General features: G+C 54.8%; 20 protein-coding genes and 2 tRNA genes. 9 read left to right on the forward strand and 13 right to left on the reverse strand.

The window, feature by feature from the left end; all coding sequences use genetic code 11:
- The first annotated feature begins 29 nt into the window (after positions 1-29).
- Positions 30-3,725, forward strand: coding sequence for a salmochelin/enterobactin export ABC transporter IroC (gene iroC / locus ACN28Q_RS23735; protein ID WP_095848590.1), 3,696 nt, complete (start codon positions 30-32; stop codon positions 3,723-3,725).
- Positions 3,726-3,822: 97 nt separating this feature from the next.
- On the opposite strand, the gene ACN28Q_RS23740 is transcribed toward iroC, so the two are convergent.
- The 5 genes from ACN28Q_RS23740 to ACN28Q_RS23760 all read right to left on the reverse strand — a co-directional run bounded on the left by ACN28Q_RS23740 (position 3,823) and on the right by ACN28Q_RS23760 (position 9,310).
- Positions 3,823-4,782 carry an alpha/beta hydrolase gene (locus tag ACN28Q_RS23740; protein ID WP_329957372.1) on the reverse strand — a complete coding sequence of 320 codons (960 nt, stop codon included), beginning with the start codon at positions 4,780-4,782 and terminating at the stop codon, positions 3,823-3,825.
- Between the two features lie 64 nt (positions 4,783-4,846).
- On the reverse strand, positions 4,847-7,147 hold the full coding sequence (locus ACN28Q_RS23745; protein ID WP_095848592.1) for a TonB-dependent siderophore receptor: 2,301 nt from the start codon (positions 7,145-7,147) through the stop codon (positions 4,847-4,849).
- A 397-nt stretch (positions 7,148-7,544) separates the two neighbouring features.
- A tRNA-Val gene (locus ACN28Q_RS23750) sits at positions 7,545-7,621 on the reverse strand.
- A 39-nt stretch (positions 7,622-7,660) separates the two neighbouring features.
- A tRNA-Val gene (locus ACN28Q_RS23755) sits at positions 7,661-7,737 on the reverse strand.
- Positions 7,738-7,933: 196 nt separating this feature from the next.
- Complete coding sequence (locus ACN28Q_RS23760; RefSeq protein WP_095848593.1) at positions 7,934-9,310, reverse strand: MATE family efflux transporter; 1,377 nt, start codon at positions 9,308-9,310, stop codon at positions 7,934-7,936.
- A gap of 236 nt (positions 9,311-9,546) precedes the next feature.
- On the opposite strand from ACN28Q_RS23760, the gene ACN28Q_RS23765 reads away from it, so the two are divergent.
- On the forward strand, positions 9,547-10,194 hold the full coding sequence (locus tag ACN28Q_RS23765) for a riboflavin synthase subunit alpha (protein WP_095848594.1): 648 nt from the start codon (positions 9,547-9,549) through the stop codon (positions 10,192-10,194).
- A gap of 103 nt (positions 10,195-10,297) precedes the next feature.
- Here the strand turns inward: ACN28Q_RS23765 and cfa are convergent, their stop codons facing one another.
- Together cfa and punC are read right to left on the reverse strand one after the other, a co-directional pair.
- Complete coding sequence (gene cfa / locus ACN28Q_RS23770) at positions 10,298-11,449, reverse strand: cyclopropane fatty acyl phospholipid synthase (RefSeq protein WP_095848595.1); 1,152 nt, start codon at positions 11,447-11,449, stop codon at positions 10,298-10,300.
- Between the two features lie 566 nt (positions 11,450-12,015).
- Positions 12,016-13,221, reverse strand: coding sequence for a purine nucleoside transporter PunC (gene punC, locus ACN28Q_RS23775; protein WP_095848596.1), 1,206 nt, complete (start codon positions 13,219-13,221; stop codon positions 12,016-12,018).
- Positions 13,222-13,343: 122 nt separating this feature from the next.
- On the opposite strand from punC, the gene punR reads away from it, so the two are divergent.
- Complete coding sequence (punR, locus tag ACN28Q_RS23780) at positions 13,344-14,285, forward strand: DNA-binding transcriptional activator PunR (RefSeq protein ID WP_095848597.1); 942 nt, start codon at positions 13,344-13,346, stop codon at positions 14,283-14,285.
- Here punR and purR read toward each other — a convergent pair.
- The gene (purR, locus tag ACN28Q_RS23785; RefSeq protein WP_095848598.1) at positions 14,282-15,307 is read right to left on the reverse strand and encodes an HTH-type transcriptional repressor PurR; all 1,026 of its coding nucleotides are present in this window, start codon (positions 15,305-15,307) and stop codon (positions 14,282-14,284) included. The genes punR and purR overlap by 4 nt on opposite strands.
- Positions 15,308-15,710: 403 nt before the next feature.
- Here purR and cydH point away from each other — a divergent pair, with 403 nt between their 5' ends.
- Together cydH and tnpA are read left to right on the forward strand one after the other, a co-directional pair.
- A complete protein-coding gene (gene cydH, locus ACN28Q_RS23790; protein ID WP_165907102.1) occupies positions 15,711-15,800 on the forward strand; it encodes a cytochrome bd-I oxidase subunit CydH in 90 nt (29 codons plus the stop codon).
- 187 nt (positions 15,801-15,987) lie between these two features.
- Positions 15,988-16,446 (forward strand): IS200/IS605 family transposase, encoded by a 459-nt coding sequence (gene tnpA / locus ACN28Q_RS23795; RefSeq protein WP_145957814.1) that lies wholly within the window; start codon positions 15,988-15,990, stop codon positions 16,444-16,446.
- Between the two features lie 120 nt (positions 16,447-16,566).
- Here tnpA and sodB read toward each other — a convergent pair whose 3' ends face one another.
- Together sodB and ACN28Q_RS23805 are read right to left on the reverse strand one after the other, a co-directional pair.
- Positions 16,567-17,145 (reverse strand): superoxide dismutase [Fe], encoded by a 579-nt coding sequence (gene sodB / locus ACN28Q_RS23800; RefSeq protein WP_095848600.1) that lies wholly within the window; start codon positions 17,143-17,145, stop codon positions 16,567-16,569.
- 222 nt (positions 17,146-17,367) lie between these two features.
- Entirely contained in the window at positions 17,368-18,183 is an 816-nt protein-coding gene (locus ACN28Q_RS23805; protein ID WP_095849178.1) for a C40 family peptidase, read from the reverse strand.
- A gap of 495 nt (positions 18,184-18,678) precedes the next feature.
- Here ACN28Q_RS23805 and ACN28Q_RS23810 point away from each other — a divergent pair, with 495 nt between their 5' ends.
- Positions 18,679-19,023: a Grx4 family monothiol glutaredoxin gene (locus ACN28Q_RS23810; RefSeq protein ID WP_095848601.1), complete on the forward strand. Its 345-nt coding sequence runs from the start codon at positions 18,679-18,681 to the stop codon at positions 19,021-19,023.
- Positions 19,024-19,080: 57 nt separating this feature from the next.
- Here the strand turns inward: ACN28Q_RS23810 and rnt are convergent, their stop codons facing one another.
- The 3 genes from rnt to ACN28Q_RS23825 form a co-directional block, all read right to left on the reverse strand.
- Positions 19,081-19,761, reverse strand: coding sequence for a ribonuclease T (gene rnt / locus ACN28Q_RS23815; protein ID WP_095848602.1), 681 nt, complete (start codon positions 19,759-19,761; stop codon positions 19,081-19,083).
- A 69-nt stretch (positions 19,762-19,830) separates the two neighbouring features.
- Entirely contained in the window at positions 19,831-20,238 is a 408-nt protein-coding gene (gene gloA / locus ACN28Q_RS23820) for a lactoylglutathione lyase (RefSeq protein WP_095848603.1), read from the reverse strand.
- A gap of 123 nt (positions 20,239-20,361) precedes the next feature.
- Positions 20,362-21,261, reverse strand: a complete 900-nt coding sequence (locus ACN28Q_RS23825) for a LysR family transcriptional regulator (RefSeq protein ID WP_095848604.1) — start codon at positions 21,259-21,261, stop codon at positions 20,362-20,364.
- A 408-nt stretch (positions 21,262-21,669) separates the two neighbouring features.
- Here ACN28Q_RS23825 and ACN28Q_RS23830 point away from each other — a divergent pair, with 408 nt between their 5' ends.
- From ACN28Q_RS23830 to ACN28Q_RS23840, 3 genes are all read left to right on the forward strand, one after another.
- Positions 21,670-22,353 (forward strand): nucleoside recognition domain-containing protein, encoded by a 684-nt coding sequence (locus tag ACN28Q_RS23830; protein WP_095848605.1) that lies wholly within the window; start codon positions 21,670-21,672, stop codon positions 22,351-22,353.
- On the forward strand, positions 22,346-22,813 hold the full coding sequence (locus tag ACN28Q_RS23835) for a YjiG family protein (RefSeq protein ID WP_095848606.1): 468 nt from the start codon (positions 22,346-22,348) through the stop codon (positions 22,811-22,813). The genes ACN28Q_RS23830 and ACN28Q_RS23835 overlap by 8 nt, the downstream gene beginning before the upstream one ends.
- Before the next feature lie 103 nt (positions 22,814-22,916).
- The gene (locus tag ACN28Q_RS23840) at positions 22,917-24,020 is read left to right on the forward strand and encodes an amidohydrolase (RefSeq protein ID WP_095848607.1); all 1,104 of its coding nucleotides are present in this window, start codon (positions 22,917-22,919) and stop codon (positions 24,018-24,020) included.
- Positions 24,021-24,074: the final 54 nt, after the last annotated feature.

Below are 24,074 nucleotides of genomic sequence, written 5' to 3' on the forward strand. Positions count from 1 at the left end.
TTTATGCTCTGGCAGATAAAGGAGGCTTGATGCCCACTGCTCATTCTTCAAAGGCCACTGATTCCTGGATTGTCCGTCTTGCCGGCGTGTGCTGGGAACGAAAGACGTTAAGCATCATTGTGATACTGGCTTCGGTATCGACGATTGTCCTCGCCGCGTTGGCGCCTTTATTTACTCGTCAGGCGGTTAACGATGCGCTGGCCGGCAATCCGGCACGCTTGCCATGGCTCGCCGGTGGCTTGCTGGTGATTGCTCTGTTTGATTTCATCGGTAACTATGTGCGGCGCGGATATGCGGGCGAGCTTTCGCTGTGGGTTCAGCACACGCTGCGCGGAAGAGCCTTCGACAGTATTCAGAACCTTGATGGCGCAGGGCAAGACGCCTTGCGTACCGGGCAGGTCATTTCGCGCACCAATAGCGATTTGCAGCAGATGCACATTCTGTTGCAGATGTGCCCGGTGCCATTGGCCGTCCTCACTTATTATATTGCCGGCCTGGCGGTAATGCTGTGGATGTCGCCGGCAATGACGCTCATCGTGGTGGTGGTGCTGGCCGGCCTTGCTATTACGGCGCTGCGTGCGCGTCGTCGTGTTTTTGCCCAGACCGGCCAGGCCTCGGATCGGCTTGCCAACCTGACAGAACACATGCGTGAGGTGCTGACACAGATCTCCATCGTTAAATCCTGTGTGGCAGAGCTGCGCGAGATGCAATGGCTGGATCGCCAGTCGCGGCAGATAGTCCGCGTGCGCATTGGCGCGGCAATTTCCCAGGCGATGCCGGGCGCCACCATGCTGGCGCTTCCGGTGCTCGGCCAAATCGTGCTGCTGGGGTTCGGCGGGTGGTCGGTCATGGCGGGCCGAATCGATCTGGGAACGTTCGTGGCCTTTGCCAGCTTCCTCGCCATGTTAACCGGCCCGACCCGGGTATTTGCCTCGTTTCTGGTCATTGCCCAACGAACTCAGGCTTCGGTAGAGCGCGTTTTCTCTCTCATTGATACCCGGCCGCAAATGCAGGACGGCGATCAGGCCGTCGCCGGCAAGGTTGTCGGCCTGGAACTGGACGGTGTTGGATTCCACTACGGCAACGGCGTGGACGTATTGCATGACGTGTCGTTTTCCATGCGTGCGGGAGAAACCGTCGCGATCGTTGGCGCTTCCGGTTCGGGTAAATCAACCCTGTTGATGCTGCTTGCGCGCTTCTACGATGCCACCGCCGGGCGGCTGTGGCTCAACACGGCGCAGGGCAGGCAGAGCATTGCCGATCTCAAGCTGGCCGCGCTGCGCCGGCAGGTCGGCGTGGTGTTTGAAGACACCTTTTTGTTTGCCGGCACCGTTGCCGAAAATATTGCCTATGGCCATCCGCAGGCCAGCGAAGATGACATCCGTCGCGCTGCCGATGCGGCCGGCGCCACGGGCTTTATTTCAGCGCTGCCAAAGGGGTTCAACACGCCGCTGGCCGAGCGTGCGGCAAACCTCTCCGGAGGGCAACGCCAGCGCCTGGCGCTTGCCCGCGCGTTGCTCACCGCGCCGGAGCTGTTGATCCTGGACGATACCACTTCGGCGGTGGATGCCGGTACGGAAGCGGAAATCAATACCGCGCTGGCACGCTATGCCGATGACGAGCACATGCTGCTGGTGATCGCACGGCGCCGTTCGACGTTGCAACTGGCCGATAAGATTGTGGTGCTGGAGGCGGGGCGCGTTGCGGATATCGGCACACAGGCGGAGCTTGAGCAACGTTGCCCGGCATTCCGTGCGCTGATGTCCGGCACGGGGGATTTTCTGGAACAACCGGCGGATTCGGCCAACGTGCTCTGGCCTGAGCCGAGCGCCTCGCCGGTGGGCACTGAGCGCGATGAACCGCGCGCGGCCGGGGCCGGCCTGGGGTTCCGCGAGCGCATGTGCCGCGTGCCCGAAAAGGCGGTGCGGTTGGCGCAGGCCGGCAAAGGGCGGCGGGTGGTATCGCTGTTGGCCCCTGTCGCGTGGCTGTTTGTGGCTGCCGCGATACTGATCGCCGTGGATTCAGCCGCGAGCGTCGGGGTGCTGGTGCTGCTGCAGCGCGGTATCGATAGCGGCGTCGCCATGGGCAATCTGACCGCCATCGCGGTTTGTGCCGCTTTTGCCCTGTTGTTGGTGATCGTCAGTTGGTGCTGCTACTCATTGCAGACCGTGGTTTCGGCGCGTGCGGCAGAAACCGTGCAGCACACCGTGCGGTTACGCAGCTTCGGCCATCTGTTGCGGCTGGGCCTGCCTTACCATGAACAATACGCCGATGCACGCCTCACCCGCATGACCGTTGATGTCGACGCGCTGGCGCGCTTTCTGCAAAACGGCCTTGCCGGCGCTGCGACCAGTCTGGTCACCATGCTCGCCATTGCGGTCACGATGTTCTGGCTCGATCCTGTGCTGGCTCTGGTGACGTTAGGCGCTGTGCCGGTGATCGCCGCGGCGACGCTGATTTACCGCCGTTTGAGTTCACCCGCGTATGCCAAGGCGCGGATTGAGATCGGCAAGGTAAATAGCACCTTGCAAGAGAAAGTGTCTGGGCTGCGGGTGGTGCAATCGCATGGGCAGCAGGACGTGGAGGCCGCCAAACTGCGGACGCTGTCGGATCGCTTCCGCGCTACCCGCGTGCGTGCGCAAAAATACCTTGCTGTTTATTTTCCCTTCCTGACGTTTTGTACCGAAGCTTCTTACGCTGTCGTCCTGCTCGTGGGCGCATCCCGCGTTGCCGAAGGTGAGATGACCGCCGGCGTGTTGGCGGCATTCTTCCTGTTGCTGGGGCAGTTCTATGGGCCGGTGCAGCAATTGTCCGGCATTGTCGATGCTTACCAGCAAGCGACTGCCAGCACCAAGCATATTGACGAACTGTTGGCTACCGAGGGGGCGGAGGAGGTGCAGCCTGCGGATCCATCGGTGTACGTGCCGCTGAAGGGCGAACTGGCGCTGGAAAATGTCACCTTCCGCTATCCCGGTAGCCGTGAGCTGGCCCTGGATACGTTAAGTCTGTCGATACCGCAAGGTTCGGTGGTGGCCGTGGTCGGGCCAAGCGGTGCCGGCAAGTCGACCTTGGTGAAACTGCTGGCGGGCCTTTATTCCCCGACTAGCGGTAAGATCCGCATTGGCGAATATGCGGTTGACGAGATGTTGCTTGCCGACTATCGCTCCCGTGTGGGACTGGTTGAGCAGGATGTGGCATTGTTCAGTGGCGATATCGCCGGCAATATTCGCTATGCGCGCCCAGGGAGCAGCAATGAGGCGGTGGAAGACGCGGCGCGGCGGGCCGGGCTGTTGGCAACGGTGCGCGCGCTATCGCAGGGGTTCCGCACCCCGGTGAATAACGGCGGGGCGGGCTTATCGGCAGGGCAGCGCCAGCTCATCGCTTTGGCGCGCGCGCAGCTTGCCAATGCCCATGTCCTGCTGCTTGACGAAGCCACGGCGCGCCTGGATCGTTCGGCCGAGGAGGCGCTGATGACGTCTTTGGCCGCAGGCGCCCGTAACCATGGGCAAACGGCACTGGTGGTTGCTCATCGGCTCACCACCGCCTGCCGATGCGATCTGATCGCAGTGCTGGAAGGGGGCCGCATCGCTGAATACGGCACGCATGCGGCGCTGCTGGCGGCGGATGGCCTCTATGCGCGGCTGTGGCGTGATAGCGCCGGCGCCGCTACGGAAACCCGGGTGGAACAGATCTTTGATGAGGGGGAAGAGGAGCTATTGTCCTGACGATGACGAATGAAACCGGCGAGGGGGGGTTGCGGTGGCAACGCCCCCTCGCCGTTAGCGTTATTCAGCGGAGAAGACCAGCAGGACGGGCTGATGATCACTGGCACTGTGCCGGCGCGTTGCCTGCGGCATTTTTTGCCATATCCAGCAACGCCTGCTCAAAACCAACGTTAAACATCTGGCCATGTGATAATTCGGGATACGGCCTGTATGTCACGGGCAGCCCCGCCTGCTGAAGGGATGACGCGGTGGCGCGCACTTTATTGAGCACATCCGGAGGCGGCGCCTCTGGGTTTTTACCGGGAGCGCCGTTTCCTTCGCTTAAATACAGCGGTTTATCACAGAATTTTCGCTTATCTATCGCTGCTAACTGTTGCAGTAACCCCACATAATCACGGTTCAGCGACGGGCTGGCGGCGTAATAGCGGCTAAAAAACGCAGAGGATAAATACGCCTCCAGCACAAAAACCCCGCCCAAAGAATGCCCCCAGATACCGCGTTTACGCTGGTCGATATTCAGCCCTTTTTCTGCCTGCGGAGCCAGGGTCGTTTCCAGCAGATGGCGAAAGATAAGGCCGCCGCCGGCCATTCTGCCGCGCATATTTTGCCGATCGCCCGTGTTATTGTCTTTAACCGGCGGCGTGTAGTCATACGCTCTGGCGTGCAGATCGAACGGCAGCGCCGTCTGATAGCCGATGACGACCAGAACAGGGGGGCTTTGTGCCGCCAGTTGTTTCAGCAATGCATCCGATAACCTGTCCATGACGGCGTTGCCGTCCAGCATATAAAGAACGGGAAATCCGGTGGCTGGTGGCGGGCTATTGGGTACCCCCGTCCACACGTTGTAATGCCGTTTGCCGTCGGCGGAATCGAACCTGCTGACAGAGAAATGATAAAAAGAAGAGCCTCTATCCGCGATATTCGGGCCCAAAGGCGTCATATCCGGCCTGGAATAACTTGCTCCTGCGTACAGGCAGGTGAATAACGCGGCCAGGCATAGCGCGCTACGCCTGTTTTTGCTGCAAGATAATCGGTGATTCATGGGTATTCTCTTCATCTGCCCGCTGATAAAAACGATTTCAGGCTGCGGAAAGGATCATCGCAGCCTGAAAAACGTTTTATCAGAAATGCATGCCCACCTGCATATAGTAAGTCCGGCCTGATTCGTTATAAGTATTAGCGCCTGCGCCCCACAAGTACGCACCCGTTGTGGCGTTTCCGGTACTCTGTGCGTTGCCCTCGCGGAAGTGGCGTTTATCGAACAGGTTATCGATACCGGCGGTGACATCCATGTATTTATTCACGTTATAGGTCGCACTCATGCCGAACAGGGCGTAAGGCGACACTTGCCGGGTTTCGCTGCCTGATGTGGCTTCGCCCTTATAATTCAGTTTCTTCGGTTTCTGACGGTCATACCATGTCATGGTTCCCTGAACTGACAGGTCGTTGGTGGCCTGCCAGTCAACGATAGAGTTAATGGTAAATTTGGGAATAATCGACAGGTAATCGCCGGTGGTTTTGTTTTTATTTTCGATGTTATAAGTGAAGTTATTTTTCATCGTCACTGATTCAGCAATCGGGAAGTTTAAGGTACCTTCCAGCCCCTGAACCACCGCTTTAGGCACGTTTTCCCACTTGTAAATATCCGATGTGCCGTTGGCGTATTCCGCCGCGTAGCCTGCTTCGACTTTATCGTGGTAGTCGTTGCGATACCAGGTCAGGCCGGCCTGAATGTCATCATGATGATATTCGATACCGATCTCTTTATTGACGCTGGTTTCGGCTTTTAAGTCGCTGTTCCCCTGCAGGTAGCAACTGCCGGCGCTGGCATAGCAACCCTGCCCGCTGCTGTATAGAAGATAGTTGGGGTTGGTCTGGTACAGGTTCGGGGCTTTCCAGGCCCGGGCGATACCGAGTTTCAGCGTAAAATCATTGCCCAACTCCTGCGAGAGATTCAACGCTGGGCTGAAGTTGCTGCCGGTAATATCCTGATAGTTGAAACGTAACCCGGGCGTCAGACGGGTTGAATCCGTCAGATCAATATTGTCCTCCATGTAAACGCCGTAAATATCGGCTGAACTGTATTTATCACGTCCGGAGCTGGAAATGCCGGTAACGCTACCGCCAGCCGTGGTGGTTTCGGTATTTGAAGCCGGATCTTTCATGGCCTGATGATTCATTTCCGCGCCGAAGGTCACGGTCTGGCTGACCCACAGATCAAGCGGAATATTGATCTCTGAATGGAGGTTAGTGTCATATAGCGTAATGGTGGAAAAACCTTCATTAGAAGGGCTGAATATGCCCGCGATCCCCCCGGACAGGCCTTCATTGAGCCGGGTATTGCGTGTTTTTTCAAACTGAACGTAGTTATTCGTGGTCACGCCGTTGTCCCAGGCGCCGGTATATTTCAGGCTGAGCGTTTGACGATAGATGATATTGGTTTCTTTACCGTAGTATTCCTTCACCAATGTATTGGTATTGGTGTTTTGTGTGTCGCCGGCATACAGGTTGCCCTGGCGGCTATAGCCCATATCAAGTTCGAGTGCCTGCTGTGGCATAAATTCCCAGCGTAGGGCTGAATGGATATCTTTATTAATGAAACCTTCCCGTCCCGACGGATAGGTGCCGGCATAAGTGCCAGTGCGTGGCGTCGTGTGGCTTTCGTTGATGTCCTGCGCATCCGCCTGGGTTTTATTCCAGTTACCGTAAAGGCGCAGAGTGAGATTATCCGTCAGGGTGCCGTGTAAACTGGCGTTAAAGCGCCGTGTAGCCCCTTCAGATTTGTGTTCAGGCACGTTGTAATAGCTATTGAAACTGCCGTGCCATTCTTTGGTTGCCGGTTTGGTAATGATATTGACCACGCCGCCCATGGCGCCATTGCCATATAGCGCAGCGGCTGGGCCGCGGATAACTTCGATACGGTCTATCATTTCAGGCGGCACCCAGTTGGTATCGCCACGGGTATCGCGTTCGTCACTCCAGCCATAGCGCACCGAGTTGCGGCTGCTAACCGGCATACCGTCAACCAGAATAAGGGTGTTTTCCGGCCCCATGCCGCGAATATCGATTTGGCGATTATTACCGCGCTGGCCGCTGTTGGAATTGCCGGTAAGGTTCACGCCGGGCATGGTACGGATAATTTCAGCAACATCACGCTGGATGGGGTGTTTTTTGATTGCTTCACTATCAATGATTGACACCCCCGGCGCCTGTAGCGTTTGCTCTCTGGCGGTCACCACCATGGTATTTTCGCTGCTGCTTTTTTCATCGGTATTAATGGCGTTTTTCTTGTGATTGGTGTTGCTGGCCGGGCCTTGTTTCTGCGCTGGTTCGGTATTTGTTTCGTCTGCCCATGTCGGCGCGATCCCCAGGCTGCAAGCAATGAACGAAGCCAGCAGCGAATATTTATACGCAATTTTCATGATGGTATTAATTACCTGCCTGTTAAATGTGATAATGAAAAACTTAACTATAATGAGAGTGATTCCCAATTACAATTGAGATTGTTCTTATCGGCAGGATAAACGGCGCCGCCGTAGGTGGCTTGGCCGTCACTGATTATACGGTGCTGGAAGCGCAATATATTGGGGGGCGGGGCGTCAGGGTCGTCTTTTTTCTCTCGCCTTGAGCATGAACATAAAATGCTGCGCAATTTATGTGGTGAAATTCCCGTGGTTAATTTTGCAGAGTATTGATGAAGTCACTGTGGAATTAAATCGGTTGTATAGGGGGAATTAGCTAAACTGCATGGCGAAGGGCAGAGCATTTTATTGTTATTTTGATAATCGAGAGTATGAAGAGAAAACTACGGAAGAGAAATGGTGCGTCCGAGTGGACTCGAACCACCGACCCCCACCATGTCAAGGTGGTGCTCTAACCAACTGAGCTACGGACGCACTGTACGCAAATTTTCGTCACCGTGGTGAACAGAACGTTGGTGCGTCCGAGTGGACTCGAACCACCGACCCCCACCATGTCAAGGTGGTGCTCTAACCAACTGAGCTACGGACGCATCTTTTTTCTGCCTGTCATGGCTGACAGCGGGGACGAATATTAACGAGCTACCCGCACGCTGGCAAGGGGAAAAATGCAATTTTATCCGCTTATTCATCCGATTGCTGCACGAGTGTGCAGCATGCCGCTTTTTTCTGCATTTGGCGCTGAAATTAACGGCGGGCAGGGAGGGTGCTGCCCGCACGGGAAAACCTTTAACGCGCGGAGCGGTGCAGAATCAAGCTGGCGGACTGTTTTTGCAACCAGCGCATGCGCAACGCCATCAGGATAGCAGCAAAGGTCAGGCCGATGATAAAGCCAATCCAAAAACCGCTCGGCCCCATCGCCGGCACCAGAATATCGGTTAACGCCAGTAAATAACCGCTTGGCAGGCCCAGCAGCCAATAGGCGATAAAGGTAATAAAGAAAATCGAACGGGTGTCTTTGTAACCGCGCAGGATACCGCTGCCGATCACTTGGATCGAGTCGGAAATCTGGTAAAGCGCCGCCAGCAGCATCAAATGCGAGGCCATTGTGACCACGGCGGGGTTGTCGTTATACAGTAAGGCAATGGGTTCGCGCAGAATGGCGGTAAATAGCGCGGTGGCGGTAGCCATAGCGATACCCACGCCGATGGACGCATTGGCGGCAATGCGCGCGCCCTCGACGGAACCTTTCCCCAGGTTATAGCCCACGCGGATGGTCGCCGCCACGCCCAACGACAACGGCAGTACGAACATCAAGGCGCTGAAGTTGAGCGCAATCTGGTGGCCCGCCACGGCGACAATGCCTAACGGCGAAACCAACAGCGCCACAACGGCAAACAGCGTAACTTCGAAGAAAATCGCCAACGCCACCGGCATGCCAATGCCAATCAGGCGTTTTATCGTCGCCCAGTCAGGCCCCCGGTGCTGGGTCGGCAACAGTTTGATGTCGCGTTGTGACGGCGCGCGTTTGACATACCAGCGCATCATCAGGAACATCAGCCAGTAGACGCTGCCGGTCGCGACGCCGCAGCCGATCCCGCCCAATTCAGGGAAGCCGAATTTGCCGAAAATCAGCACGTAGTTAATCGGGATGTTTATCAGCAGGCCGATAAAGCCAATGATCATCCCTGGTTTGGTTTTTGACAGCCCCTCACACTGATTACGCAGCACCTGGAAGAACAGAAAGCCCGGCGCGCCCCACATAATGGTATGCAGGTAGCCAACGGCTTTTCTTTCCAGTTCAGGATCGATGTTATGCATCATGTCGATGACGAATTTGCTGTTGTACAGCACGGCGATAATCAGCACGGAAACCGCAGAAGCCAACCAAAAGCCCTGATTGACCTGGTGCGCAATCCGCTCACGCCGGCCGGCACCGTTGAGTTGAGCGATAACCGGCGTTAAGGCCAGCACCAGGCCATGGCCGAAGAGAATGGCCGGCAGCCAGATAGAGGTGCCTACCGCAACCGCGGCCATGTCGGTGGCGCTGTAGGAACCGGCCATGATGGTATCCACTACGCCCATGGCGGTTTGTGAAACTTGCGCAATAATGACGGGAATGGCGAGGGCTAATAAACTACGCGCTTCCTTGAGGTATTTCTGCACGCATACACCTTTGGGGTTATTTATAATAGAGGCAGAGGGCGCCGTGAAGGCGAACAATGAAAGTTGTGAAACATTTTCACAAATATTGTACCTGCTCGGCGTTATGAATCAATCATTGTCATTAGCGCGGGCCAATGCCTGAACGATTTTTACCGTCGTAGATTTGGTTTTTTTTGCCAAGTGGGGCAAACTTGCTCCAGCGTTGTTGCACACATTGACTGAATAAAGAGGCAAACATGTTTACCGGCATAGTACAAGGCACTGCACCGTTGGTTGCTATCGATGAAAAACCCAACTTCCGTACCCATGTGATTGATATGCCGGCAGACTTGCTGCCTGGGCTGGAGCTGGGCGCCTCGGTGGCGCACAACGGTTGCTGTCTGACGGTGACCGCGATAGAAGGTAGCCGCGTTAGTTTTGATTTGATCAAGGAAACGCTGCGCTTGACCAACCTTGGGGCGTTGGCGCTCGGTGAGCAGGTGAATGTCGAGCGTGCGGCCAAATTCAGCGATGAGATTGGCGGCCATTTGATGTCCGGCCATATTATCTGCACGGCGGAAATCGCTAAAATCCATACTTCGGAAAATAACCGCCAGATTTGGTTCCAGATCCCTGACGCTACGCTGATGAAATATGTATTGCACAAAGGTTTTATCGGCATTGACGGTATTAGCCTGACGATTGGCGAAGTGATTAATAACCGTTTTTGCGTGCACTTGATTCCTGAAACCCTTGAGCGCACCACCCTGGGTAAAAAACGTCTGGGCGACCGGGTGAATATCGAAATTGATCCGCAAACGCAGGCGGTGGTGGATACCGTTGAGCGGGTGCTTGCCAGCCGGAATGCGGTGGCGGTAGTAGAAGAGGTGGTTGCCAAGCTGTAATGGTAATTATCGCCAGCAATGGGATTGTGCGTGCTGGCGTATTCGCTAACCCGCTCCCTGTCCGGGGGCGGAAGGGAGCAAGGGTTATGCGCAGGCGCCTGGGTTAGCGGGCAACGCGAATGCCGCCGGCAACGCCTTTCGGGCTGAACACCACCTGCCACAGCTGAATATCGCGGGCGCGGAACGCACCGGCACAGGCGTTCAAATAATAACTGAACATCCGTTCTAAACGCTCGGAATAACGTGCGGCCAACTGCGGCCATGCTTGTTGGAAGCGTTCATACCAAGCCATAAGCGTGCGATCGTAATCCGCGCCAATATTATGCCAATCTTCCATCACAAAATGCCCTTCACTAGCATGCGCGATTTGCGTAACCGAAGGAAGGCAGCCGTTCGGGAAAATATATTTGTTGATCCAGGGATCGACATTCATATCGGTGCGGTTTGAGCCAATGGTGTGCAGCAGGAATAAACCATCGGGCTTTAAGTTGCGCTCAACCACGTTGAAATAGGTGCGGTAGTTTTTCGGGCCAACGTGTTCGAACATGCCGACGGAAACGATACGATCAAACTGTTGCTGCAGATCGCGGTAGTCCTGCAGCAGAATTTTCACGTCCAGCCCGGCACAGCGCGCCTGCGCCAGCTTCTGTTGCTCGGCGGAGATGGTCACGCCGACCACGGAAACGCCAAAATTTTTAGCGGCATAGGCGGAAAGCCCGCCCCAGCCACAGCCGATATCCAGCAGGCGCATTCCAGGCTGAAGTTGCAGTTTTTCACAGATCAACTGCAGTTTGGCTTCCTGAGCCTGTTCCAGGGTTTTGGCATCTTTCCAGTACGCACAGGAATACTGCATGTAGGGATCGAGCATCAGGGTGAAAAGATCGTTACCCAGATCGTAATGTTCTTTCCCGACGATCCAGGCGCGCTTTTTCGATTGCAGGTTAACCAGACGCGCAGTGGCGATACGCAGCGTGTCTTTCAGGTGGTGGGGGAGTTTCCTTTCCAAACCGGCATTGATGACGCGCTGGAAGAAGACATCCAACCGTTCGCATTCCCACCAGCCGTCCATGTAGCTTTCCCCCAGGCCGAGGGAACCTTCCTGGAGGACACGTTTAAAAAAATCAGGGTTTTTAACCTTGATATCGAAAGGTCGTGAGCCATTTATTGCAATACCGGCCATGCTGAGCATTTCATGGGCGATACGATACCATTGGTTATCCTGGATGCTCAGATCTTCTATACACGATGAACTCATAGCTTCTCCATTACCTTTCTTCTGACTTATGGCCCGCTTGAAATAGCTTAGCCAATTTTGCGGGCACATACGTAAACCTACGGAAAAAACCGCGGCGTCTGATATCCGACATGAGCAGAGGAAAACTTTAAGGAGACGCCCGGCGCAAGTGGGCGCAGGGGACACTCATCTTAAAAAACTGTGACGCAATACGCGAGCGCAGTAACTGCTAATAATAAAAGTTATGCAATAGCGTTATGCCCTTCATACTTCAGGTTGGCGGGGGGGGTGGCTTTGAAACGCCGAGAGATGAATGCGAGAGAGGCAGTCTCTCACCGCCGGCCAGCCGCTGGCGGACCCTGCGTTCCCGACGAATTTTTCACCGCAAAACAACGTGACTCACCCCTTCTGCGCCCGCGCTGTTTAAGCTCGCGTTGGCGCTTTTATCCTGCAACTTGAATTATTTGGGGGATAGCGAACTTATTCGCAATAAAGTATAGGCGCGCCAGGGCGGTTACTCAACTGTAAATCGCACCTGGCAAAAGTATTATCGAGTGATTATTAATAGTGATTATTAATAATGTTAATTATGAAAAAGCGTCGGCGCTAGCGCCGGTGGCACGCTCGCCTGGCTGCGGCTTATCGCGCTGGATAAAATAACCGAGCATCGCCAGCAACACGGTTGAAGCCATCACCGTCACGGTGGCAATCAGTGGGTTTGCAATAAAGGCTGAAACCAGCATGCTGGCAATGAAGCACAGCCCCAACTGCAGTGTGTTTTGCAACGCAGCCGCTTTACCGGTGCCGGTTGGGAAAGGCATCAGCGCGTTGGCAACCACGATCGGGTAAGTGGCCCCGTTCACCAGTGCCATCAGGCAGAAGGGCACCAGCAGGCTGGTCAACGTAGGCTGCGTGAGGGTTGCCACCAGATACAACGCGATCATACTCACGCCATAGGCTATCAGCAGCCATGGCAACAGCGCATTGCCGTTCAGGCGTTTGAGCGCGCTGCGGCAACCATATCCCCCCACTAAGAAAGCCAGAGTCTGGGGCATATAGCTTAAGCCAATGTCGCTTGGCGTATAGCCCATAGCGCTGAGAATAAACGGCGAACCGGTCAACCAGGCAAAGAAGCCGGCGGAGCAGGCGGCAAACACCATCACATTGCCGCTGAAAATGGGCGAACGCAGCAGTTGCAGAAAGCCGACTGGCGCCACGTTATCGCCGCTGGCTTGCGGTAAGCGGCGTTTATCCTTCAGCGCCAGGGTCGGCGCCAGTAATGCGACGGTAATGGCCAGTAAAACAGCGAAGATCGCCCGCCAGCCGATGTGGCTTAGCAGCCAGGCGCCCAGCAACGGTGCCAGGGCCGGCGATAATGCCACCAACGGCATAATGGTGGCGAAAATTTGGTTGGCCCGGCTACCCTGGTAGCGATCCACCACCAGCGCCTGCCAGCTCACCGCGGCTGAACACACGCCGATAGCCTGAATAAAGCGCAGACACCACAGTTGCAGCGCCGTTTGTACCCACAGCATGCCCAGGCAACCCAGGCCAAATAGCGTCAGGCCGATCAACAACACCGGTTTGCGCCCCAGTTTGTCGGACAGCGGCCCCCACAGCAGTTGAGCGAAGGCAAAACCGGCTAAAAAAATACTTAGGCTGGCGCTGATCGCACCAGCGGAAATTTGCAGTTCTTGTTGCATGACGCCAAAGGCCGGCAGATACATATCCGTCGCCTGGTAGCCCAGCATGCTTAGGCCGGAAAGGTAAAAAAGTAGTCCAAAATTACGCATTTAATGCTCTCGTTAGTTCTTTATGCTAGAGGTTTTGCAGCGGCGCCAGTCTAACCGGCTGGATCTTCGCTTGTGAAACGCTAATATTTGCAAGGTGCTATGAAAAAATTTGAAGGCAAAATATGTGGTCTGAATACTCACTTGAGGTGGTGGATGCCGTTGCGCGTACCGGCAGCTTTAGCGCCGCGGCGCAGGAGCTGCACCGGGTGCCTTCTGCGGTCAGCTATACGGTGCGCCAACTGGAGCAGTGGCTGGCGGTGCCGCTGTTTGAACGGCGCCACCGTGACGTTGAATTGACCCCGGCCGGGGCGCTATTTGTGCAGGAAGCACGCGTGGTTATAAAAAATATGCTCGATACGCGCCGCCGCTGCCAGCAGGTGGCCAACGGTTGGCGCGGGCAGTTGAAAATCGCGCTGGATATCATCGTTAAACCCCAGCGCAGCCGCCAATTGATCCTGGATTTTTATCGTCACTTTCCGGATGTGGAGCTGATGCTGTATCCCGAAGTGTTCAACGGCGTGTGGGACGCGCTGGCCGACGGGCGGGTGGATATGGCGATTGGCGCCACCCGTGCCGTACCGGTGGGCGGTGGTTTTAGTTTCCGCGATATGGGGTTTATGAACTGGCAGTGCGTGGTCAGCCCCGATCACCCATTGGCGCAATACGCTGGGCCGCTGCAGGACGATCAACTGCGCCAATTCCCGGCGCTGATGCTGGAGGATACCTCGCGCAACCTGCCCAAACGCGTGACCTGGGCGTTGAATAATCAGCGGCGGCTGGTGGTGCCGGATTGGGTATCGGCGATCGATTGCCTGCGCAGTGGATTATGCATGGGTATGGTGCCGGCCCACCGCGGGCGGCCATTGATCGCCAGCGGCGAACTGCACGAACTGCAACTGGAAGAGGCCTATCCGCCCAGTGCTTGCTGCCTGACCTGGCAGCAGCAGGCATTGGCGCCGGCGATGGCCTGGCTATTGGAGTATCTTGGCGATAGCGAAACGCTGAATCAAGAGTGGCTTAGCGAGCATACGCCGGGGGATGCATGCCCCGGCGTGTATGATTAACGGCGGTAGTCGATAAACGGGCCGTCGGCCACGGAGCGGCGTTCAACCAGCTTAGGGTGCACTTCAATCACTTGCGATGTTTCACGCTTGCTGATAATGCGGTCAAGCAACATGGCGAACGCCATCTCGCCCAGGCGCTCTTTCGGCTGGTGAATGGTCGTCAACGCCGGGCTAAAGTAGCGCGCATTGCGCACGTTGTCATAGCCAATGACGGAAATGTCTTGCGGCACCCGCAGGCCAAGTTCGTCCGCGGCGCAGATCGCCCCCATCGCCATAATGTCGCCCCCGCAAAACACGGCGGTCGGGCGGTGTTTTTGCGACAGTATCTGGTGCATGGCCTGGTAGCCGGATTCCGGCTCGAAATCCCCTTGCACAATCCACTCTTCGCGCACCTCTATATTGGCTTCCTGCAGCGCTTTCAGGAAGCCCTGGTGGCGGCCACCGCCGGTGTTGCGCGAAAGCTGGCCGGGGATAATGCCAATGTCGCGGTGCCCACGTTCGATCAGGTAACGGCCGGCCAGATAGCCGCCTTCAAAGGCGTTGTCCAGGATGGTGTCGGTGAAGTCGCCGCGCGCCGAGCCCCAGTCCATCACCACCATGGGAATATTACGGTAGTCTTCCAGCATGCCCAGCAGCTGCTCCGGGTATTCCGAGCACATCACTAGCAGGCCATCGACGCGTTTTTGCGCCAGCATCGCCAGGTAAGCGCGCTGTTTGTCCAGGTTATTATGGGAGTTGCACAAAATCAGCGTGTAGCCTTTGCTGTAACAGCTGTTTTCGACGGCTTCGATCACTTCGGCAAAGTAGGGGGCTTCGCTGGAGGTCGCCAGCAGGCCGATGGACTTGGTGTGGTTGACCTTCAGGCTGCGGGCCACGGCGCTTGGGGAATAATGCAGTTCCTTGATGGCTGCCCATACGGCCGCTTTGGTTTCTTCGGCGACGAAACGGGTTTTATTGATGACGTGGGAAACGGTGGTGGTGGAAACGCCCGCGCGTTTGGCCACATCTTTTATCGTTGCCATGTAAAGAATGACTCCTGGATTCGCATGTTACAGCATGTAAGCGCATTGTTAATCGTTTGCGTGCATATAACTCTCCTCAAAAAAGCGAAAACTGAGTTTTTAATGTGGAAGTCGTCAGCGCTTGGTGAGTGAGGGCTCTTTTGCCGGTGCACAGCAGTGAACTGCGAATTTTGGCCTATCTTGAGAAAAAGTGAAAGGGCTAATCAACATTAATCATGTTCCGCCGCCAGGCCAGGCGGGTTATTGCCGGCCCGGCAATAACGGCGCGTGCCGCCGACGGCACCCGCTGCGTCGCGGCGTTGTCATAGCACAAGATTTTATCTGTAAACTGTGGGAGAATCATTGACGTATTAATATAATGGCTTTTATGCTCGAACCAGCCAATCTGATAAGGAGTTTGTTGATGGATACCGATCTGAAGTTATCGCTGTTTACGACGGTGTGTGCGCTGGCGATGATTATTATCTTTAGCTTTACCGCTGTGATGCACTGATCCCCTGACATAAAAAAGGCGCAGCCTGGCTGCGCCTTTTGCTTGTCTATGGAAAACCCCCAGCTAGGCTGGGGGTTCCGGAAAGCTTTCAGCTTTAAGCCAGTTATTAAAACCCCTTTTGATTTGTTAAAACATCTTGCGGTCTGGCAACTGCAAAAGTTCAACAAGAAATCAAAAGGGGGTCCCAATGGGGGACGAAAAGAGCTTAGCGCACACCCGATGGAACTGTAAATATCACATAGTTTTTGCGCCAAAATACCGAAGACAAGCGTTCTACGGAGAGAAACGTCTGGCGATAGGCAGTATCTTAAGAAAGCTATGTGAGTGGAAAAATGTACGGATCCTGAAAGCTGAATGCTGCGCAGATCATATCCATATGCTTGTGGAAATCCCGCCCAAAATGAGCGTATCTGGCTTTATGGGATATCTGAAAGGGAAAAGCAGTCTGATGCTTTATGAGCAGTTTGGAGATCTGAAATTCAAATACAGAAACAGGGAGTTCTGGTGCCGGGGGTACTACGTAGATACGGTGGGGAAGAACACCGCGAAGATACAGGAATACATAAAGCACCAACTTGAAGAGGATAAAATGGGCGAGCAGTTATCGATCCCTTACCCGGGCAGCCCGTTTACGGGCCGTAAGTAACGGAGTCTGATGCAAATGTCAGATCGTATGCGCCTGTTAGGGCGCGGCTGGTAACAGAGCCTTATAGGCGCATCAGAAAAACCTCCGGCTATGCCGGAGGATATTTATTTTCCTGCCATTTTACGCCAGGTTTTCTGCCACAAATGCCCAGTTGACCAGCGCCCAGAAGTTTTCCAGGTAGTTGGGGCGTGCATTGCGGTAATCGATATAGTAGGCGTGTTCCCACACATCCACGGTCAGCAGCGGTTTGTCGTCACCGGTCAGCGGGGTTGCCGCGTTGGAGGTGTTGACGATAGCCAGGCTACCATCTGCTTTTTTCACCAGCCAGGTCCAGCCGGAACCGAAGTTGCCGATGGCAGACTTGGTGAATGCCTCTTTGAACTGGGCGAAAGAGCCGAAGGATTGGTTGATGGCATCAGCCACCGCGCCGCTAGGTTCACCGCCGCCTTGTGGCGACAGGCAGTGCCAATAGAAGGTGTGGTTCCATACCTGTGCGGCGTTGTTGAACACGCCGCCGCTGGCGGTTTTGATGATATCAACCAGGGATTTCCCTTCAAACTCGCTGCCTTTCACCAAATTGTTCAGGTTAACCACGTAGGTGTTATGGTGCTTGCCATAGTGGTATTCCAGCGTTTCGGCGGAAATGTGCGGCTCGAGGGCGTTTTTTGCATACGGTAATGCAGGTAATTCAAACGACATTGCTTTCTCCTTTTTATTTACAACGACTGCTTCGGCGGTGGCCGTAGTACTGGGTGCCGCCGCCGTAAAAGAGAGTTGTTATATTTTTTGTGTGGATATTAATCTTAACAACTTTGCCGGTGAAAAAAAGGTTTAAAGTGTGCTAACTGTCTGATTGATTAAAGCATCGGCAGGATCGGGATAACAATACGGCAGGCTTAAGGCGCCGGCCGTAGGAGGGGATTAGCGGATGGTGCTTGGCGTAACGACGCGGCGTGCGCCGATATAATGGTTTTGCCAGTAGTCATTATCCAACTGGCTGATGCGGATCTCTTCGCCGGTACGTGGCGACTGAATAAATTTGCCATTGCCCAAATAAACACCAACGTGATCGGCTGCGCCGCGGTTATTGATGCGGAAGAACACTAAATCGCCGCGTTCCAGCTCGCTGCGACTGATCGGCGCGGCATCGCGCAGGTGATACATTTCATTGGCGGTGCGCGGCATTTTTATCTTCACCACGTCTTTATAGGCGTAATAAATCAGGCCGCTGCAGTCAAAGCCGGTCATTGGCGATGCGCCCCCCCAGCGGTAGGGTTTCCCCATTTGATCCAACAGTTTTGCCATCGCGGTTTGTTTGGCATGCTGATAACGTTTTTTGTGGGCGGGGCTAAGTTTGAGCGGTTTTTCAGCGCCAAGCAGTTTGGCAGTTGCGATGCCGGCTTCGCGGTGCCGGCCGTAGCCTTTCTTGTAGCCCTTTTTCGGCGGCGTGACTTTTATTTTTGTTACGCGTTGCGTTTTGCTAACGCTTTTACGCAGGCGGGCGGTCTTTTTTTCGCTGTGCTGGGTTAATTCATGCTTTACTGTTTTTTGTGGGGCGGCCACTTTGGCTTTTTTACCGGCTTTGTCCTGCTTCTTTTTCTTGCGATCGTCAGCCCGGGCATCATTAACGTGGCTTTTTCGCTGCTCGGCAGAAACGCGAGCCTGTGGCGCAGCATGCGCCAGGTTGAAGAAGAGCATAGTAAAGAGCATCACAAAGAGCGTAAACAGTGAACGCATTTTGATATTACCAACCTTGGTCCCGAAGCTTGCCACAAAAGGATTACAGTATTCCCGATAATCGTCATATAAAACAGAGCAGAACCTAAAAATAATAATGCATATTGTGAGAAAAAGTTAATAGCCTTTAATACCCTTCATACTTCGCGCTGCAGGTGCGTTGATTTTGTACGTCAGGCCGCGCCCCTATGCGGCTGCGCGCAGTTGGCGCTTTTTCCGGCAACGCAAATTATTTGCTAAGGTAAGGCTAAAATGTGTCATTGGTATGTATAAAAAAACAACGTCAGGCCGCAGTAAAAATATAGTAGTGAAACGGGCTGATTAAAAATGTTATTCTGCGCGCATATTTCTACCGGAATGGCGTGACCTGTGCAGCACGAGCGGCGTCTGGATAATACCCTTGTTAAAGATGGTGTTTTCTTGCCCCGGTTCCAGCCGCTACAATAGTGAATGTGATGTAAGTTGTAGCCATTACGTGGCTTGAGGAAGCAATAAATGACGACGATTGAAAAAATTCAACAGCAGATTGCCGGCAATCCCATTCTGTTGTACATGAAAGGCTCGCCGAAACTGCCAAGCTGCGGTTTTTCCGCGCAGGCCGTCCAGGCGCTGTCTGCCTGTGGTGAACGTTTCGCCTATGTGGATATCCTGCAAAACCCGGATATCCGCGCTGAATTGCCGAAATATGCCAACTGGCCGACTTTCCCCCAGCTCTGGGTTGACGGCGAATTGGTTGGCGGCTGTGACATCATCATCGAAATGTACCAGCGCGGCGAGTTGCAGCAACTGATCAAAGAAACCGCAGAGAAGTACAAAGAACAGGAAAACCAGCAGCCTTAATGGCGTTGGCAGTAAAAAACAGGGCGGCCAATTGGCCGCCCTGTTTGTTTTAACGCGTTAGCAATCTTCGGCAACGGCCAGCGGCCAGCCGCCAAGGCGCTTCCAGCGGTTAACCAATTCGCAAAACAGTAGGGCGGTTTGCTCTGTGTCGTACAGCGCAGAGTGGGCCTGGCTGCTGTCAAACGGCATGCCTGCGGCAATACAGGCCTTGGCCAGCACAGTTTGCCCCAGCACCAAACCGCTGAGCGCCGCCGTATCGAAGGTCGCAAACGGGTGGAACGGGTTGCGCTTAAGCCCGGCGCGTTCAGCCGCCGCCATCAGGAAGCTGTGATCAAAGGTCGCATTATGCGCCACGATGATCGCCCGGTTGCAGCCCTGATCTTTGATGCCTTTACGCACGGCTTTAAAAATCGCATGCAGCGCATCGTATTCACTCACCGCGCCACGCAGCGGATTGTTTGGGTCGATCCCGTTAAACGCCAGTGCTTCGGGCTGCAGGTTGGCGCCTTCGAACGGTTCAACGTGGAAGTGTAGGGTTTCGTCCTGCTGTAGCCAGCCGTTTTCGTCCATTTTCAGCGTGACGGCGGCGATTTCCAGCAATGCATCGGTTTTGGCGTTGAAGCCTGCGGTTTCAACGTCAATCACTACGGGGTAAAAACCCCGAAAACGGCCACACAGGGCGTTAAGATCACTTTTTTCTGCCATTAGTTTCTTATCTTCATCGAATTCAGCGCGCATTATTGCAAATTTTGCGCCGTGATGCAGGGGATAAAAAGAAGGGCGCTGAGCGCGCCCTGGAGGAATTAATCAGTTGCCGAGGCCATGACCGGCATGTTTGTTTTCGATCAGCTCGATTTTATAACCGTCCGGATCTTCAACAAAGGCTATCACTGTGGTGCCGCCTTTGACGGGGCCGGCTTCACGCGTGACCTTGCCGCCGGCAGCGCGGATGCTGTTACAGGTTGCCGCCACGTCATCGACGCCCAGCGCCAGATGCCCGAACGCGGTGCCCATATCATAGCTGTCAACGCCCCAGTTGTAAGTCAGTTCAATGACGGCACCTTCACTTTCATCGGTATAGCCTACAAACGCCAGCGAATATTTGTATTCCGGATTTTCGCTGGTACGCAGCAAGCGCATCCCTAATACCTTGGTATAAAAGTCGATGGCGCGTTGCAGGTCCCCGACGCGGATCATGGTATGGAGTAAGCGCATAATATCCTCTGATGATGGCTAATTAAGCCGCCGTGCTTAACCGCGAGCGGCTTGGACAGACCTAGTATAGCCTTGCGCCAGAAGGGAATTCAATGTGGGCCGCTTTGCGGAATCTGGCCCCGGTTACACCTCGTTTTGCAAAAAGCGCAGCAGCAGTTGCCACAGATGTTGCGCCGCCGGTGTAAAACGACGATCCGAATTGCGCAGCAGGTGGCACTGCGATTCGCGCGCAATGGGGTGATCGATCGGCACCGCAACCAGCGAATGGTCTTTCAAATGGCTACCGGCCGCCCGCGCCGTCATAAAAGAAACGCCCAGCCCGGATGCGCTTAGGGTCAGCGCGGTGGAAAACAGGTTGCAACGGTAAGCAGGGGTGAACAGCATCCCTTTGCTTTGGAACATGGCGTTCATATGCCGTTGCAGACCGAACACGTCGCTGAGCGCAATCAGGCGGTGCTCCATCAATGCTTCAATGGTCACGCTATGGTGTTGTGCGATGGCGTGCTCCGGGTTGACGATGGCGCAAATCGGCCCCCACGGGAAACTATGCCGCTTCAGCTCCGGGTTGCCGATCGGCCCGAACGCCAGCGCCATATCGGCCTCGCCGCGGATGATTTCGGTCATCATGGCCTGCATGCTGCCGGACAAAATATCGACAAACACATCGGGGTAGGCGGCGGAAAATACGGTTAACACATGATGCACGAAGTCTTCGATCAGACCAGGGCCCACGTGGAGAATGACCGAACCGCCTTGCATGTAACGCAGATCTTTCAGGTGGCGCTCCAGCTTTTCGCGCCGCAGGCGGGTTTGGTAGAAATCTTCCGCCAGCAGTTTGCCCGCTTCCGTCAAGACCACGTTGCGCCCCCGCCGCTCCAGCAGCGGTAACTGTAGCGAGCGCTCAAGGATGGCGATTTGTCGACTGATCACCGAAGGGTTGACGCCCAGAATGTCGGCCGCCCGGCGGATCCCGCCCTGGATGCCGACTTCGTAAAGATAGCTTATCTGCTTTTCGTGGAACAACGGGCTTCTGCCTCCGCGTAACCGTTGCTTTCAGGGCAACAATAAAGTGTTTAAAACCACATTTATATTACCTACGCATATGGACATAATCAAAAAAACGCACAAATGACCAACAACGTGCAGTATAAGGTCAGATCGCACCAGGGTGGTGCTTCATTGTGGGGCGAGGTGCGTTATTATGGTGCGGTTATCGTGCCTGCCACCCTTAATTATAATAAATATAGGGGATGGCGTAGCCGCTAATAAATGACGTTGCATATTTTCTGCTTTCTATTTTGTTCGGATGGCATGAGCAACGCACGGCTTATTATGGAATAACCTGCCGCATTATTTATAAAGTACAGGTGATGATTTTTTGTTAAATCGGCATTCGGCCTTTTTAATTTTACATCAGGAGATAGGGTAAGTATGGCAGATATAAATTCGGCAGAAGAGAAGGTAACTTCTGCAAACGATGAGTGGCGAGTGGGAAAAGGGGCCTATCTGGCGCTGATTCTGGTCGTTTTGTTATTTTCCGGCTTGTTTTTTAAAGTCGATGGCATGAAGTGGCTGGGCGCGTTTGACTTCACCACGCTCGGCGGCGCATTCGGCACCATGAAGGATCCCACCACCAATACCTTCCTCGGCGCCGGCGGCGTCAGCGCTAAAGCGGGCTTTCTGTTCGCGTTGTCGTTAACGCCAACGGTGATGTTGGCGTTGGGGTTGCTGGAAATCTTTACCCACTATGGGGCGATCAGGGCGGCGCACCGCTTGCTTACCCCGTTGCTGAAACCAATACTCGGCATTCCCGGTTATACCGGGCTGGCGCTAATTACCGATTTGCAAAGTACCGATGCCGGTGCGGCGTTAAGCAAAGAACTGTATGACAACAAGCAGGTCACTAAAAAAGATGTGGTAATCATGGGCGCCTGGCAATATTCGGGCGCAGGCTTGATCAATAACTATTTCTCCATTGGCTCTGCATTGTTTACCTCTTTAACGTTGCCGGTGATTCTTCCGCTGGTGGTGATGTTTGTATTGAAATTCGTCGGCGCGGCATTTGTACGGGTTATTTTAAATACGGTGTATAAAAAGGACTTCGAAAATGAGTAATGCAACAAAGGTCACTAATAACCCGTTTGATATTTTCGTGATTGGTGCGCGCAAAGGCTTCAATATCGCCATCAATAATTTATTGCCCAACGTTCTGATGGCCTATGTCATTTCGGAAATGCTGAATCTGCTCGGCGTAATGGGCATCATCGGCAAACTCTTTGCGCCGTTGATGGGGCTGCTGGGGTTGCCCGGCGAGGCGATTACCGTGCTGCTGACGGCCTGGCTGTCGTCATCGGCAGGCACCGGGGTGGCGGTGAGCTTACTGACAAAAGGCACGCTGGACGTCACGCACATTACTATCCTGGCGCCAGCGATTTTCCTGATGGGCTCGCAGTTGCAGTATATGGGGCGGTTACTTGGGGTGGCCGATGTGCCGAAGAAATATTGGCCGCTGTTGATGCTGACCAGCATCTTAAATTCAGTGATAGCAATGATTATTATGCGGATTTTTGCCTAGTTAGCGCCGTAAGGCACACTAGCATCGCCGCCTGCGGCGCCCGCATGAGTTGGGCGCCGCAGGATCACGGTTCCTGTTTACCAGCAAGTAGGAGAGTTAACGCGTGTCTAAGACATTAGAGCACTACCGCCATCTGCACCAGATCCCCGAGTTGGCTTTTGAAGAATTCAAAACCTCGGCTTATATCGCACAAAAGCTGGAAGAGGCCGGTTTTACCCTGACGCGAAATGTGAATGGCACCACCGGCATTATCGCCGAGTTGGACAGCGGCCTGCCGGGGCCGGTATTGGCGCTGCGGGCGGATATGGATGCTCTGGGGCACATTATTGACGGCCAACCTTGTGCACGCCATACCTGCGGCCATGACGGCCATTCATCGGTGATGCTGGCGGCCGCGCAGGAAATTATCGCCGAGGGCACGGTGAAACGCGGCAAGCTGAAGATCATCTTCCAGCCGGCCGAGGAGGTGGGCGCCGGTGCACTGGCGATGACGGAAAATGGCGCGCTCGACGATGTGGAAATGATCCTGGGCTTCCACCTGCGCCCGTTGGAAGAGTGCCCGATGGGGCAGGCGGTCGCAGCCATGTATTATTCCGCTTCGGCAACGGTGGAAGCGGTATTCACCGGGGTGCCTGCGCACGCAGCGCGCCCGCACCTAGGGGTGAACGCCCTGGATGCCGCGGCGGCGGCGGTGCAGGCGGTCAATGCCATTCACTTGGCGCCGAATCTGACCTATAGCGCCAAGGCGACGCGCTTTATCAGCGACGCCGGCGTTACCAACGCCATTCCCGGTGAAGCACGCGTCTGCTGGGATTTGCGCTCCCAGTTCAATGAACCGATGGAAACGTTGAAAACCAAAGTGCAGCGGGCGATCAACCACAGCGCCGCTGCGTTTGGCGCAACGGTTGCGATCCAAATCCTTAAAGAGATGCCGGCCGCTGAAATCAGTAGTGAAATGACGGCGTTGATCGCTGAATCAATTACTGACGTGCTGGGGCCACAGGGGCTGGTGGCGGAAAAGACCACGCCGGGCAGTGAAGATTTCTTCCATTATCCGCTGCGGATTGCCAATGTGAAGGCCGGGTTTTGGGGCCTGGGCGTCAATCTGACGCCGGGGTTGCATCATCCGGAGATGAAATTTGAACTGTCCGCGCTGGAAACCGGCGTGCAGGTATTTAAGGCCTGTGTGAAAAAAGTGCTTGGTTGATTCCCCTGCGCCGGGGGGAACGCTCCCGGCGCGCTTTCCTCTCTCTTGCCTGGT

The sequence above is a fragment of the Gibbsiella quercinecans genome, assembly GCF_002291425.1.
GTDB lineage: Bacteria > Pseudomonadota > Gammaproteobacteria > Enterobacterales > Enterobacteriaceae > Gibbsiella > Gibbsiella quercinecans.